Source organism: Amycolatopsis albidoflavus (assembly GCF_039525725.1).
In the GTDB taxonomy this organism is placed as follows: domain Bacteria; phylum Actinomycetota; class Actinomycetes; order Mycobacteriales; family Pseudonocardiaceae; genus Amycolatopsis; species Amycolatopsis albidoflava.
This window is the reverse complement of the sequence record NZ_BAAAHV010000022.1, coordinates 417,923-431,216: the sequence shown is the minus strand read 5'-3', so window position 1 is coordinate 431,216 and position 13,294 is coordinate 417,923. Positions and strand designations below refer to the sequence as shown.

Genomic DNA, 13,294 nt, shown 5'->3' with positions numbered 1-13,294 from the left:
TGGCAACCCGTCGAAAGTCGCGTTGCCGCCGCTTGCCCGCGACGGGCGTTTCGGCGGATTCCGCCGCGGCGCCGCGCTGCTTACGTTCGGAAGCGTCCCCATCGGAAACGCCTTCCCCAAGGAGCGAAATGCGCGCACTCACCCGGGCCCTCGCCGTGCTGACCGGTTCCTGCGCGGTGCTCGGCGCGTTCGCCGTGACCCCCGCGTCCGCGAGCCCCGCCACGCCCGAGGCCCAGCCGTCGATCATCGGCGGCAGCACCGCGCAGAACCCCGGCTACATCACGCGGTTCAACGGCCACGCCAACGGGTACACGTTCTTCTGCACCAGCACGCTGATCGGCAGCCGCTGGGTGCTCACCGCGAAGCACTGCATGTACGACAACAACGGCCAGCGCCTCACGGACATCGACCTCTACGTCGGTTCCAACAGCGCCAGCGGCGGCGTGCACGCCAAAGCCTCGTCCACGTACGTCTACTCCGGCGGCGACCTGGCGCTGATCAAACTGGACACCGACGGCGGCAGCACCTTCGCCCGTCTGGCCAGCAGCTCCAACGACGCGCAGGAGGGCGACAGCGCCACCGTGTACGGCTGGGGCGCGACGCAGAGCAGCGACGAGGGCCACCACCAGTCGAGCGTGCTGAAGCAGGCCGTCGTCACGATCTCGAACACCCAGGACAGCGACAACGCCGGCGGACCCGCGATCACGGCGAGCACCCCGAACGGCGCAGTGGCCGGCGGAGACTCGGGCGGACCGATGGTGGACGACGGTGTTCAGGTCGGCGTGTGCTCGACGAGCGACCGCTCCAGCGTGACGACCTACGGCAGCGTGGCCGCGGGCCGGGACTGGATTCAGCAGGTCTCCGGGGTCTGATCGGCACGGCCCGGGCCGGAGGGATTGGTGCGTATCCCCTCCGGCTCGGGCCGTCGCGTTTCTCACCCGGATTCGCCGGAAAGGTCGCCAAGCTTGCCCAGAATCCCGGCACCGTCGCCTAACGCGTCGCGATCCGCCGGGGAAATGCGCCACCACACGATCCCCGAGACAACCCTGCTCGGCGGAAGGACAACCAGGTCCCCCGGCGCGAGGACCTCAACCCCGGGGGCCAGTTCGCAGTCCACGCGCAGGCCGGGCTCGACGAAGAAGTACGCCCCGTGCGGCGACAACGCCACCGGACCGAGCGGCAAGCCGCCTTCGAAGGCGGCCAGCGTCCGCCAGCCGAGGTGGGCGGTAGTGCGCAGGACGTCGAAATGCCGCCCGACCGGCGCGAGAATCGCCTGCCGATGCACCGACCACCACTCCGAAATCACGCGGCGGTCGACGGTCGCACCGGACGGCGACACCGCCGTCTCCCGGCCGCCGAGCAGCTCGAGAGTGACCGGATCCCAGCTGGTCAGCCCGTCGCACACCGGCCCAGGCAGCACCGGCCAGCCCCGCGCGGCGTACTGCTCGGCCGCCGTGCGCAACGAACGCAAAGCGGCCCCGTGGTCCCCAGCCAAACAGCGCGAACGGCTGCCGCGCGCAACGAGGGTCATCGTGAGAATCCCTTCCGAGAGAGCACGCCCCGGCCGCGCAGTTCACGGTGGACTGCGCGGGACGAGCAGGAATCGGCTGCCGGAGTGCCACCGACCACCATGGAACCGCGACGCGTCCCAGACCAGCCGGAAAACCGGCAGTAAACCGGGAGCTGCCGGGGTCGCCAAACTGGACTCGGCCAGGTCAGCCCGCAGCCGCACCGAGGGCGGCTTCTGTCGGCACGAAGACATCCCCCGGACGCCGCGCAGCGGGATCTTGTTGCCCCGCCGAGATCGAAGACCTGGGCGGGCACCTCTGTCCGGGGTGTCCGGTTGAGATAACGCTCCGCTTCCACCCCGGCCGCACGCAAGCCTGACCAAGGCATGAGCCAGGTCACAGTTGAGGTTGACCTCGGGTCAGGGTGGAGACTCGTCGCAGCGGCACGAAGCCGACCGGGCAGTACCGACCCGCAGGAGCGAATCACCATGACGATCCCCACCCCCCTCGACCGTCCGAAGTTGCGGCAGACGATCGAGGAAATCGTCGATTCCGGCTTCGTCGGGGTGTCGCTGCTGGTACAGGACGACCGAGGCGAATGGACCGCAAGCGCCGGGGCGGCAGAGCTGGGCGGGAGCGCGAAACCGGCGACGGACGGGCACGTCCGGATCGGGAGCAACACCAAGACCTTCACCGCGACCCTGGTGCTGCAACTGGTGGCGGAGGGCTGGGTCGCATTGGACGCCCCGGCGACCAGCTACCTTCCCGAATTCGGCCTGGACGAACGGATCACCGTCCGGATGTTGTTGCAGCACACCAGCGGGCTGTTCAACTTCACCGGCGAGGTGAACGAGGACGGGACATTCGCGCTGGGGATTCCCATGCCCTACGGCCCCCAGGGCGAGGCGTGGCTGGACCGCCGGTTCACGACGTACCGGCCGGAGGACCTGGTCGAACTGGCGCTGACCAACCCGGCGCGGTTCGAGCCGGGGACGGGCTGGAGCTACTCCAACACCAACTACGTACTGGCCAGGTTGCTGGTCGAGAAGGTCACCGGCCGTTCGGCGGCCGAGGAGACGAGGCTGCGGATCGCGGAGCCGCTCGGGTTGTCCGGCACCCTGGTGCCCGGCGACGCGGAGATCCCCGAGCCGCACGCGCACGCCTACTACCGCCTCGAGAACGCCGGTGCGCGGAAGACGGTCGACATCACCCGGCAGGACCCTTCCTGGGCGTCCGCCGGCGGCGACATGATCTCGACGGTCCAGGACCTGGCCACGTTCCTTTCCGCCCTGCTGGGCGGCAAACTCCTGCCGGCCGATCTCGTGGCCGAGATGTGCGCCCCGCATCCGACAGGCATCCCGAACATGGATTACGGCCTGGGAGTGTTCGTGCTGACCACCGAAGACGGCGGCACTGTCATCTCCCACAACGGGGCGCAAGGCGGCCACGCGGCGTTGATGTACAGCACGCCGGACGGAAGCAAGACCCTGACCGCCGCCCTGAACTGCGTGGACGACGCCAGCATGTCCGTCGCGGCAGCGTTCCAGAGCGCCCAGCAAAGGCTTCTGCGCGAAGTGTTCTGAGGGGAGCCGAGCCATGCCGCGCGAGCACAAGGCAGGCTGAACAGATGAAGAACGGGGTCACCATCGGGCAGGCGGCGGCATTCGTCGGCGTCACGGTGAAAACGGTGCGGCACTACCACAAACTCGGCCTGGTCGCGGAGCCCGAACGCGACAGCTCCGGGTACCGGCGGTACGGATCAGCCGAGCTGTTGCGGCTGGTCCAGGCCCGGACCCTGGCGTCGGCCGGAGTGCCGCTGGCCGAGATCGGAACCCTGCTCGACGCCGACGCTGCCACGCTCGCCACCGCCCTAGCCGACGTCGAACGGCAACTCACCGAACGGATCGCGGAGCTGACCGAGCGACGCACCTTGCTGAGCCGCCTCGCCGACGGCGACCGAGCACTGCTGTCCGACCGCGCCGCGGCGCTGCTGGAGCGGATGCGCGGCCTAGGCTTCCCCGCCCCCGAGATAGCGGCGACGAGGGAGGGCTGGGTGCTGGCCAAAGCCCTTGCGCCCGAAGGCTTCGACGACTATCTCGCCGATCTCGAACACGCCCTGGACGACCCGCACTACGTCGCCTTGATCAAGCGTGGCGCCGAAGCCGCGACCTGGGAACCGGACGACCCTCGGGTCGAGGAACTCGCCACCGCGATGGCCGAGCACTTTCTCGCCAACCCGGCCCACCTGAAGATCGTGACCGGTCTGCAGGCCCGCACCGAAGCCGCGACCCGGTACCACCTGATCGCCCACCACGGCGAAGAACAGGGCTCGGCCGCGGCGAAGGCTCTGGCGCTTGTCGAGGGCAAGCTCCGAATCGCCGGTGTCCGCATTCCGCGGCCGGGTTTCCGCTGACTGCCTCGCGGCTGACTCCGCGCGCATAGTTGGAGAGTTTTGGGAGAGTATGGGCTGTCGCGCGCGAGCGCGAAAAGAGCCCATGCCTTGGACCAGCGCTTTTGTGTCCTGGCTTGGACTCGTACCAAGAAACCTCCGGGTAACCGGAACCTATCCGGCCGGTCGCCGCCTGATGTCTCGTCGTGTCACGCCATAGCGGGACAGAAGTCGCTCGACGTGGGCGACACCGGCTGACCTCGGGTCCATAGTTGGACAGTTATTGGACACCTGAGCTTGTCGTTGGCGCGCACGAAAAAATCCCAGGCGCTTGGCCTGGGCTTTTGCTCCCCCGCCTGGACTCGAACCAAGAAACCTCCGGGTAACTGCTTTCTACGTTTCGAGTCGATGTCCGTCGTTCGAGCCCGTCCGGTGCTTCGGAAAGGTGCGTCGCCACTGCGAGGCCAGCGTTCGAACTGGGGACAGTCTCGCGACCGCCCCCAGTTCGAATCTGGTCAGTTTTCCGGGGTGACCGCTACGACTTTGATAGTCCACGGACAGTACTGCTTCACTTTCCATTCGCCCGCATTGCTGACTTCATGCGGTTGACCGTCGCACGCTTCGGCGGTGCTGTCGGCCCACTGGAAGGTGGCGGGGTCGATGTGCCAGTCATATCCGGTATTGACGCCGGAGGAACCCCGGACGATGTCGCCGATCGGAATTCCCGGATGCGTGGCCTGGCCGTTCATAAGTCTGACCGCCTGGTCCACGTCGGCCTGCTTGAGCAGTTCTACCCGGTAAATGTCGCCGCTGGAGAAAACCTGGATCGTGGCGATGTGGGCGCCGGTTTGCTGGACGTGCCCGGCCGCGAGCGCGGGCCCGGTTCCCAGCAGCAGTGCGCTCGTGGCCGCGGTACCGGCCAAAATCGCAGTGAGCGTACGCATGTGCGGATCCTCCCTGTCGTCCGTCTGGGCGTGGTTGCCGCCCGTTTCCGACGGTAGCGGCGGCCTGCCGGGGAGGAATCGGGTTTTCGTGCACTTTCGTTGCATACTCGTCCCGAAAAATGACTCCATCACTTTCACGGCTATTCGAAAGCTCAATCAAGAAACAATTCCACCCGGACAGATTGTCTGCCCGCCGGGCAAAGGGGGCACCGGCAGTACCTGTATCGGCCGGGCCTCCCCGTCGCCCGCACGGCGACCTAATCTGCGGTAACCGGCCCCGGCTGAACAGCGGGAGCACCAGGCCGGATGACCCTACCGAAGGAGCACTCTCCAGTGCAGAAACGCAAACTTGGACAGCATCTCGAAGTTTCCGCCCTGGGACTCGGGTGCATGGGCATGAGCTTCTTCTACGGTTCGACCCCGGACCCAGCCGAGATGACCCGGCTGCTGCGGGCCGCCGCCGACCTCGGTGTCACTTTCTTCGACACCGCCGAAGTCTATGGCCCTTTCACCAATGAAGAACTGGTCGGCGAGGCGCTGGCGCCGGTCCGCGACCAGGTGGTGATCGCGACCAAATTCGGGCTCAAGCACGGCGAGCACGGCCCGACCCCGGCCTCGGGGCTCGACAGCAGGCCCGAGCAGATCCGCCGGGTGGCCGAGGCCTCGCTCCGGCGGCTGCGAACGGATCGCATCGACCTGTTTTACCAGCACCGCGTCGATCCCGACGTGCCCATCGAAGAGGTAGCGGGCACGGTCAAGGAGCTGATCGCCGAAGGCAAGGTCAAACACTTCGGTTTGTCGGAGGCCGGCGCGACGACGATCAGCCGCGCCCACGCCGTGCAGCCGGTGACGGCACTGCAAAGCGAATATTCGCTCTGGACGCGAGAGCACGAAGCCGAGATCATCCCGACCTTGGAGAAGCTGGGCATCGGCCTGGTGCCCTACAGCCCGCTCGGAAAGGGATACCTGACCGGCACCATCGCCCCCACCACCTCGCTGGCCGACAACGACCTCCGCCGCATGCTGCCTCGCTTCGCCCCCGAAGCACGGCAGGCCAATCAAACCCTGATCGACTTGCTGCGGCAGATCGCCGGCGACAAGGGAGCCACCCCGGCCCAGATCGCTCTCGCCTGGGTGCTGGCGCAGAAGCCGTGGTTCGTGCCGATTCCCGGCACTACCAAACCGCATCGCCTGGAGGAGAATCTGGGAGCGCTCGATGTCGAATTGACGCCCAGTGACCTGCAACGAATCGAGGCGGCCGCGGCCAATATCCAGGGTGAGCGCGTCCCGGAGGGATTTAAGTCCCTGTTCGGCCGCTAAGCCCGGCTGTTTTCGGCACCGGTCCGGACGGCGGTCGTTGCCTGCCGGACGGACCGGGCCTCGTGGGCGGAACCGGCCAGCATCGCCTGTTGCCGCATTCCGGGGCACCTACCGCAGCGGTATCGCGGACGGGCCGCAGGATTCCCAGGGCTTTTTCGTCGCTCCAGTGGTGGAGAACCTAGCCCTGCAGGTCGGTCCGCGGCAAGGCGATCCGGACGATTCCGCTGCTGGACTTCGCCGAACCCGCCGTCACCGACCGGTGCCGCGAGGTGCTGCTCCGGCTCGCCCGCGAGGACGACGACTGGGACGTCCGCAACGCCGCGATCAGCTTGCTCCTCCGGCGACTCTGACCGGTCGGCGCCGCCGGATTCCCCGAAAGGGAATATTCGCATTACCATTCGCCCCAGTTTCACAAGCCATCGAGAATTCTTATCCGACAGAACCCCGGCGAACGCGACAGAACAATACCGACCAGTATCCATCTTGCGATAACCGCATTGATTCCACCACCGGACAACGTTTCCAGCACCAATTACCCGCAGGCACGAAAAACATAATCCAAAGCGGTCTGGACCTCCATTAACCGCATTGAGCATTTTGTCATACACCTTGCACATCAAACAGGTTGCGAAAGAGTCAAACTCCGCCATTGAGCGGTTCCGCCGAAATCGCGTCGTGCGATCGTCGCGGCATGGATCTCACCGAATCCCCGGTCGTCCGCCCCTGCCCTCCGGACGAAACGGGGCGGGCGTTCGCCGACGTGATGGCAGAGTTGACCGGACGGCAGCAGGTTCCGGTCGACAGCAACTTTTTCTCCGATCTCGGAGCCAATTCGCTCATGATGGCGCAGTTCTGCGCCCGGGTGCGCAAGCGGCCGGAACTGCCGTCGGTGTCGATGAAGGACGTGTACCGCACCCCCACCGCCGCCGGGCTGGCCGCGACCGCAACTGTCGCCAAGTCCGCTGAATCCGCGACCCCCGGTCTCGCCGCGGAACAACACCCGGCGAAACCGGCCGGACCGCGGCGAAGAGCGAGCCCGCTGGAATACCTAGGCTGCGGAGTGCTGCAAGTGCTGCTCTTCGCAGCCTATTCGTTGCTGGCCGCGGAAATCCTCGGCATCGGCGCGGACTGGCTCATCGCCGGTTCCGGAGTGCTGAGCTATTACCTGCGTTCGGTCGCCTTCGGCGCCGCCGTGCTGTTCGTCGGGAGCACGGTCCCGATCGCGCTCAAATGGGTCCTCGTCGGCCGGTGGACGCCGAGGGAGATCCGCGTGTGGAGCCTGGGCTATGTCCGCTTCTGGCTGGTCAAGACCCTCGTCCAGCGGAATCCGCTGCTCCCGTTCTTCTCCGGCTCGCCGCTCTACTCGCTGTACCTGCGGGCGCTCGGGGCCAAGGTCGGCCGCGGCGTGACGGCCTTGTCGGCTTTCGTGCCGGTGTGCACCGACCTGCTGTCCATCGGCGAAGGCACGGTGATCTGCAAGGACACCTACTTCACCACCTACCGCGCCGAAGGCGGGGTGCTCCGGACCGGCCGGGTCGACATCGGCGCGCACGCCTACCTCGGCGAGATGTCCGTGCTCGACATCGACACCCGGGTCGGCGACGGCGCGGAGCTCGGGCATGCCTCGGCATTGCACCCCGGGCAGACGGTCCCGGACGGGGAGAGCTGGCACGGTTCGCCCGCGGTCCCGGCGGACGTGCGGTACCGGCGGGTCGAGCCGAGGTCCTGCGGCAGCGTCCGCCGGGCCTGGTTCGCCGTGCGCCAGCTGTTGTTCGCGGTCCTGGTGGCGACCCCGCTGGCGCTCGGCGTGCTCTACCTGCTGCTGGTAGCCGCTCCGCAGCTCAACCCGCTCCTCGGACTGGGCTCGGCCGAACTCGACTTCACCGACGCGAAGTTCTACGGCAAGGCTCTGATCGTCTCCGCGATCCTGTTCGCCGGTGTGCGGCTGCTCAGCTTCGCACTCAGCGTCACCGTGCCCCGGCTGCTCAACCCGCTCCTCAAACCGGGCGAGACCTACCGCTTCTACGGCCCGCGCCACGCCGCGCACCGGGTGATCCGGCGGCTCTCCAACGCACGGTTCTTCAAGGACGTCTTCGGCGACAGCGCGGCCATCGTGCACTATCTCCGCAGCGTCGGCTGCAGGGTCTCCAAGGCCGAGCAGACCGGTTCCAATTTCGGACAGCAGGAGAAGTTCGAAAACCCGTTCCTCTTCGCGACCGGCGCGGGCACGATGGTCGCCGATGGACTGTCGGTCCTCAACGCCGAATACACCAGTACTTCCTTCCGGCTGTCGCAGGTGCGCGTCGGAGCGAAGAGCTTCCTCGGCAACCACATCGCCTACCCGGCCGGAGCCAGGACCGGGGACAACTGCCTGCTGGCCACCAAAGTTCTGGTGCCCCTCGACGGCCCGCTCCGCTCGAACGTCGGGCTGCTCGGCTCGCCGAGCTTCGAAATCCCGCGCTCGGTCGACCGAGACAGCCAGCTAGGCCATCCGGGAACCCCGGCCGAATTCCGGCGGGGGCTGGCCGCGAAAACCAGGCACAACACGGTGTCCATGCTGATGTTCGTCCTGTACCAGTGGCTGTTCACCTTCGGGCTGATACTGCTGGCCTGGGCGTCGAAGATCTACTACGCCAAGCTCGGCGCACCGCTGTTCGCGCTCGACGCGGTCGGCATAACCCTCTACAGCGTCGCGTACTTCGTCGCCGTGGAGCGGATCGCCGTCCTCGTCCGGCCGCTGCGCCCGATGTCGTGCTCGATCTACGACCGGCGTTTCTGGCGGCACGAACGGTTCTGGAAAGCGGCGTCCGCGACCGAGCACATCCAACTGCTCAACGGCACCCCGTTCAAGGCGCTGACGTGGCGGCTGCTGGGTGCCAAAGTCGGCCGCAGGCTGTTCGACGACGGCTGCTTCATCGCGGAAAAAACGCTGGTACGCATAGGAAACGACGTTACGCTCAACGCCGGCTCCGTCGTCCAGTGCCATTCGCAGGAGGACGGCGGTTTCAAGATGGACCGCATCGCCATCGGCAGCGATTGCTCCGTCGGAGTCAACGCCCTGGTGCACTACGGCGTGAGAATGGGCCAGGGCTCGTCACTCGCCGCGAATTCCTTCCTCATGAAGGGAGAGGAAGTCCCGGAGAACGCCCGCTGGGGCGGGAACCCGGCGCACGAGGTCGCGTCCGGGCCTGCTCGCAGCATTCGCTCGCCGGGGACGGACGCGGGAAGAAAGGCGGCGACGTGAATCCAGGGCTTTTCCCGGGGAACTGATCAGTAACCAGAGCACGAAAGAAGCCCCAGACCGCCGCGGTCTGGGGCTTTGCTCCCGCTTGAACGCCTGGCACACCGGCGATCCCGCGCGGCTCGTCGAGGTCTGCACCGGTCAACGCCGCCGCACGGCTACACCTCGGCTTCGGCCGTCGACGCACTCAAGTCGACGGCAAGACCCCTTGAGCAGTTGCTCAAATCTCGTCTATGCTCCGATTTGAGCAATTGCTCAAAAGCGGGGTGGCGGTCGTGCGCACGACCGGAGTGGGGGTAGCGATGACCAGCGTCTGTCCCGATCGCGGCTGTGCACACCGCCGTGATCGTTGGTACAAGGCGATTACCCGAATGCTGGCAGTAGCGCTGTTGCCGGTGGCGTTCGTGGTCACGCCGCGCCGAGCGCGGCATACGGCCTGCCAATGGACCCTGGCTGTGCGTTTTCCCGCCGAGGACCTCACTGGCCTGACGCCGGCGACCCGTGCGGCGTTCATCGCAGCGCGCACGCAGGCGTTATGGCGCGACGGTGAACTCATCGGACTCACCTCGGGACACCGGGATGCCGGGGAACAGGAACGCCTGTTCGCCGCGGAAGTCCGCCGGAGCGGGTCGTCGACGGCGGCCCGGCTGCGGGCACTGCCGCCGGATGAGTCCCAGCACGTCGCAGGGACGGCCCTGGACGTGCGACCTGTCGAAGGTGCGCGTTGGCTGGAGCGGTACGGCGCACGCCATCACCTTTATCGGGTCTACGACAACGAGTGGTGGCATTTCGAGTACCGGCCCGCCGGCCCGCCGGAGCGGCTGCCGCACCCGGGTGCCGTCGGTCGCCGGCTGTCGGGGCCTCTACGGTGAAGCCGTGGCCGACACCCGACAACGCCTGATCGATGGCACGATCGAGACGATCCGCACGCACGGGCTCAACGGGACCACGGCGCGGAGCATCGCGGCCACCGCCGGGGTCAACCAGGCGCTGGTCTTCTACCACTTCGGCACCGTCCACGACCTGCTCCAGGCCGCGTGCCTCGCCGCGACGCGGGCCAGGGTCGCACCGTTCGCCGAACGCCTCGGCCAGGTCACCGACCTGCGGCAGCTTCTCGCGCTCGGCCGCGCCCTGCATGCCGACGAACGCGCCCAGGGCAACGTCACGGTGCTCGCCCAGATGCTCGCCGGCGCGCAGGCCGACCCCAAACTCGCCGAAGCCTCCGCAGCGGCCCTGCAACTGTGGATCGCCCCGATCGAGGATGCCCTGACCAGGTTGCTGGCCGACTCCCCGGTATCCGAGGTGATCGACACCGCGGGCCTCGCACGCGCAGTGAGCGCCGGGTTCGTCGGACTGGAGCTCTACGAAGGCGTCGACCCGGACGGGACCCAGGCAGCCCTGGACGCACTCGACCGGCTGGCCGTGCTCATCGAGGTGGTCGACGACCTCGGGCCGATCGCCCTCCGCGCGCTGCGCGGCAAACTCCGCAGAACGACCAAGAAAGTGCGGTAGCGCGCGATCACCTGTTTCCGCGGGATTCGCGCTCCAGCCCAATCAACCAGCCCGGTTGGCGGTGTTCGACAAAGTCTCCTCAATTCGTTCGGCGAGGAGCAGCACACGACGGTCGTCGAACCGCCCTCCTTGAATGGTCAGCCCGACCGGAAGACCTGCCGCGGGGGTGGCCAGCGGGAAGGTGACCATGGGAGCCCCCAGCATCGCGCCTGGCGTCGTGTTTCGGGTGTATAGCTCGAAAGCGTCGACGTGGCTTCCCAGATGCTCCACCGTCCCGGCACAGTCGACGGGCGGTGCCGGTGCGGGCGTGGCCGGAAATGCGAGCGCGTCGAGTGCGTGCTTGCGCAGCAGGTCCGCGTAGCACGCTCGCGCTTGCTCGGTTTGCCGCTGGGCGATCGCGTACGCGTCGGGCGATACCGGGGATTCCAGCTCCGCTTCCAGGATCTGCCGGACATCGGGACTGCGCACCTCCGCGGCCAGCCGGGCGAACGCCTGCTCCGCGTTCAGGCCCAGGGCGCGCCCGGCGACGTCGCCGAGCAGCCGGCGGGCTTCCCAGCAGACGATCGGCATCGCCGCCGCAGTGGTCAGCTCCCCCACCTCCGCGAGCTCCACCGGCACCAGCTCGACGATGTCCGCGAGCGCGTCCAAAGCCGAATCGACCGCCGCTTGCGTACTGGGGTGCAACTCGCGGAACAGTTCGGCGGGCATCCCGATCCGCGGGCGGTCCCGCCGCGGGTCCTGGCCGGTTGCTCCGCCGAGCACCGTCAGGTCGATCTCGGCGAGGTGCCGCACCGATCGCGCGAAGACCCCAGGAGCGTCCCGCGTCCACGACAGGCCGACGATGCCCGCGGTCGGCCAGCGTCCGGTGCTGGGGCGGAATCCGGCGACCCCGCACAGACTGGCCGGGATCGAGATCGAGCCCCCGGTGTCCGTGCCCAGTGCGACCTCGGCATGGCCGCGCGCGACGACCGCGGCGCTGCCGCCCGAGGATCCCCCTGCCAGAAAGCCCGGACGGCAGGGCAAGCGCACCGCGCCGTAGCTCGCGTTGTGAGACGTGATCCCGAAGGCGAGTTCGTGCATGTTCGCCATGCCCACGACCACCGCGCCGGAGCGGCGCAGCAGCGCGACCACCGGGGCGTCGGCCTCCTCCGGTCCGATGTCCAGGAGCGCGCATCCCGCGGACCGGCGCAGTCCGCGCACCGCGATGTTCGCTTTCACCGCGAGCGGATACGGCTTCCCGCCCGCCTCGGGCAATTGCGCGGCGATCTCGTCGGCAGTGCAGGTTTGCGTCCACTCTCCCGGTTCCGATTGGTGCAGCGCTTCCAGGACAGGGGTACGGGCGACGCTCGGCGGCATCCGGAGCTCCTTTGCGGCGAATGAGGCTTATCCGGGAGTCTCGGCAGGTCGCGTCGCCTCCGCCATCGTCATTTCTGACGATGGCGGAGGTGGTACGCCGCCAGGGCCGCGCGGTTGGGCGCGCCGGTCTTGGCGAACGCGTTGCTCAGGTGGGTCCGCAACGTAGGCGGCGCGATGCCGAGGGCCGCGACAATCTGCTTGTCGCTGTACCCGTCCGCGACCAGCTCGGCCACCTGGGCTTCGCGCCGGGACAGCGGCTTCTGCCCGGACGGGGCCTCCCGCGGCCAGGTCCGGGCGACCAGGTCCCCGAAAGACCGGAAGACCCGCGCGTCGGCCTCGGTGAACGCGCGGCCGCCGCGTCCCCGCCACAGCCGCAGGTCCACCGAGCCGGGACCGGCGCCGGCCGGGAAGTAGTTCATGCCGTGGTGCATGCCGCTGCGATGCAGGAAGTCCCGGACGAACTCGGCGGAGACACCGGCCGCCGGAGTGACCCGGGAAGCGCTCCCCCGCGCGAAAAGTTTCGGGGTCAGGTCGTCGACGTGCCGGAAATGCCGGTGGTAGGCGCGAAGCGCGTCGTCGCCGAGGTCCAGCTGGACCGGATCGGCGTAGGGCCCGGACGCATCGCAGACAAAGGAGGCGAAGACGTCCGCCTTCAGCATGCGGCGAAGGACATCGCCCAGCAGAAGGCGCTTCGTCCCCTGTGGAGAGTCCGAGAGGACGATGTCGATCGCTTCGCACGTCAGTGCGTACTCCTGGCCCATACCGCCTCGCTTCGGTGCGAAGTAGCGAGCGCGACGCCGGCTCAGCTCCGTCGGCTCCTTGCTGGCACGAGAGTGTACGGGGCCATCTCGCTGCAACGGTGCGGATACGAGGGGTGAGACCAGGGGCTGCCGATCATGGCGCGCAGTGTGCGGACTTCCTCACGAAGAATTGCTAGGTATCATTCTTCTCGAGACGCTCTCCAATTACTTCCACTGAGATGCCCGTTTCGCTACGGCCGTCAGCGGTCCGCGTCGCGGTGCCG

At 67.8% G+C, this 13,294-nt stretch carries 11 protein-coding genes; 7 read left to right on the top strand and 4 right to left on the bottom strand.

All coding sequences use genetic code 11. The features are described 5' to 3' along the window. Positions 1–128 precede the first annotated feature (128 nt). Entirely contained in the window at positions 129–872 is a 744-nt protein-coding gene (locus tag ABD156_RS35140; RefSeq protein WP_344284108.1) for a S1 family peptidase, read from the top strand. A 62-nt stretch (positions 873–934) separates the two neighbouring features. Here ABD156_RS35140 and ABD156_RS35135 read toward each other — a convergent pair whose 3' ends face one another. Then, complete coding sequence (locus ABD156_RS35135; protein WP_344284105.1) at positions 935–1,531, bottom strand: bifunctional DNA primase/polymerase; 597 nt, start codon at positions 1,529–1,531, stop codon at positions 935–937. 465 nt (positions 1,532–1,996) lie between these two features. On the opposite strand from ABD156_RS35135, the gene ABD156_RS35130 reads away from it, so the two are divergent. Together ABD156_RS35130 and ABD156_RS35125 are read left to right on the top strand one after the other, a co-directional pair. Beyond that, positions 1,997–3,091 carry a serine hydrolase domain-containing protein gene (locus tag ABD156_RS35130; protein WP_344284102.1) on the top strand — a complete coding sequence of 365 codons (1,095 nt, stop codon included), beginning with the start codon at positions 1,997–1,999 and terminating at the stop codon, positions 3,089–3,091. 44 nt (positions 3,092–3,135) lie between these two features. Further along, a complete protein-coding gene (locus ABD156_RS35125) occupies positions 3,136–3,921 on the top strand; it encodes a MerR family transcriptional regulator (RefSeq protein ID WP_344284100.1) in 786 nt (261 codons plus the stop codon). 491 nt (positions 3,922–4,412) lie between these two features. Here ABD156_RS35125 and ABD156_RS35120 read toward each other — a convergent pair whose 3' ends face one another. Then, on the bottom strand, positions 4,413–4,970 hold the full coding sequence (locus ABD156_RS35120; protein WP_425546122.1) for a BP74-related protein: 558 nt from the start codon (positions 4,968–4,970) through the stop codon (positions 4,413–4,415). A gap of 204 nt (positions 4,971–5,174) precedes the next feature. Here ABD156_RS35120 and ABD156_RS35115 point away from each other — a divergent pair, with 204 nt between their 5' ends. The 4 genes from ABD156_RS35115 to ABD156_RS35100 all read left to right on the top strand — a co-directional run bounded on the left by ABD156_RS35115 (position 5,175) and on the right by ABD156_RS35100 (position 10,914). Then, on the top strand, positions 5,175–6,161 hold the full coding sequence (locus ABD156_RS35115; protein WP_344284094.1) for an aldo/keto reductase: 987 nt from the start codon (positions 5,175–5,177) through the stop codon (positions 6,159–6,161). A gap of 691 nt (positions 6,162–6,852) precedes the next feature. Further along, a complete protein-coding gene (locus tag ABD156_RS35110) occupies positions 6,853–9,405 on the top strand; it encodes a Pls/PosA family non-ribosomal peptide synthetase (RefSeq protein WP_344284091.1) in 2,553 nt (850 codons plus the stop codon). A 299-nt stretch (positions 9,406–9,704) separates the two neighbouring features. Beyond that, positions 9,705–10,274 carry a D-alanyl-D-alanine carboxypeptidase family protein gene (locus ABD156_RS35105; protein WP_344285323.1) on the top strand — a complete coding sequence of 190 codons (570 nt, stop codon included), beginning with the start codon at positions 9,705–9,707 and terminating at the stop codon, positions 10,272–10,274. A gap of 4 nt (positions 10,275–10,278) precedes the next feature. Next, positions 10,279–10,914, top strand: coding sequence for a TetR/AcrR family transcriptional regulator (locus ABD156_RS35100; protein ID WP_344284088.1), 636 nt, complete (start codon positions 10,279–10,281; stop codon positions 10,912–10,914). 42 nt (positions 10,915–10,956) lie between these two features. Here the strand turns inward: ABD156_RS35100 and ABD156_RS35095 are convergent, their stop codons facing one another. Together ABD156_RS35095 and ABD156_RS35090 are read right to left on the bottom strand one after the other, a co-directional pair. Continuing rightward, positions 10,957–12,270 carry an amidase family protein gene (locus tag ABD156_RS35095; protein WP_344284085.1) on the bottom strand — a complete coding sequence of 438 codons (1,314 nt, stop codon included), beginning with the start codon at positions 12,268–12,270 and terminating at the stop codon, positions 10,957–10,959. A gap of 68 nt (positions 12,271–12,338) precedes the next feature. Next, positions 12,339–13,031, bottom strand: a complete 693-nt coding sequence (locus ABD156_RS35090) for a helix-turn-helix transcriptional regulator (protein WP_344284082.1) — start codon at positions 13,029–13,031, stop codon at positions 12,339–12,341. Positions 13,032–13,294: the final 263 nt, after the last annotated feature.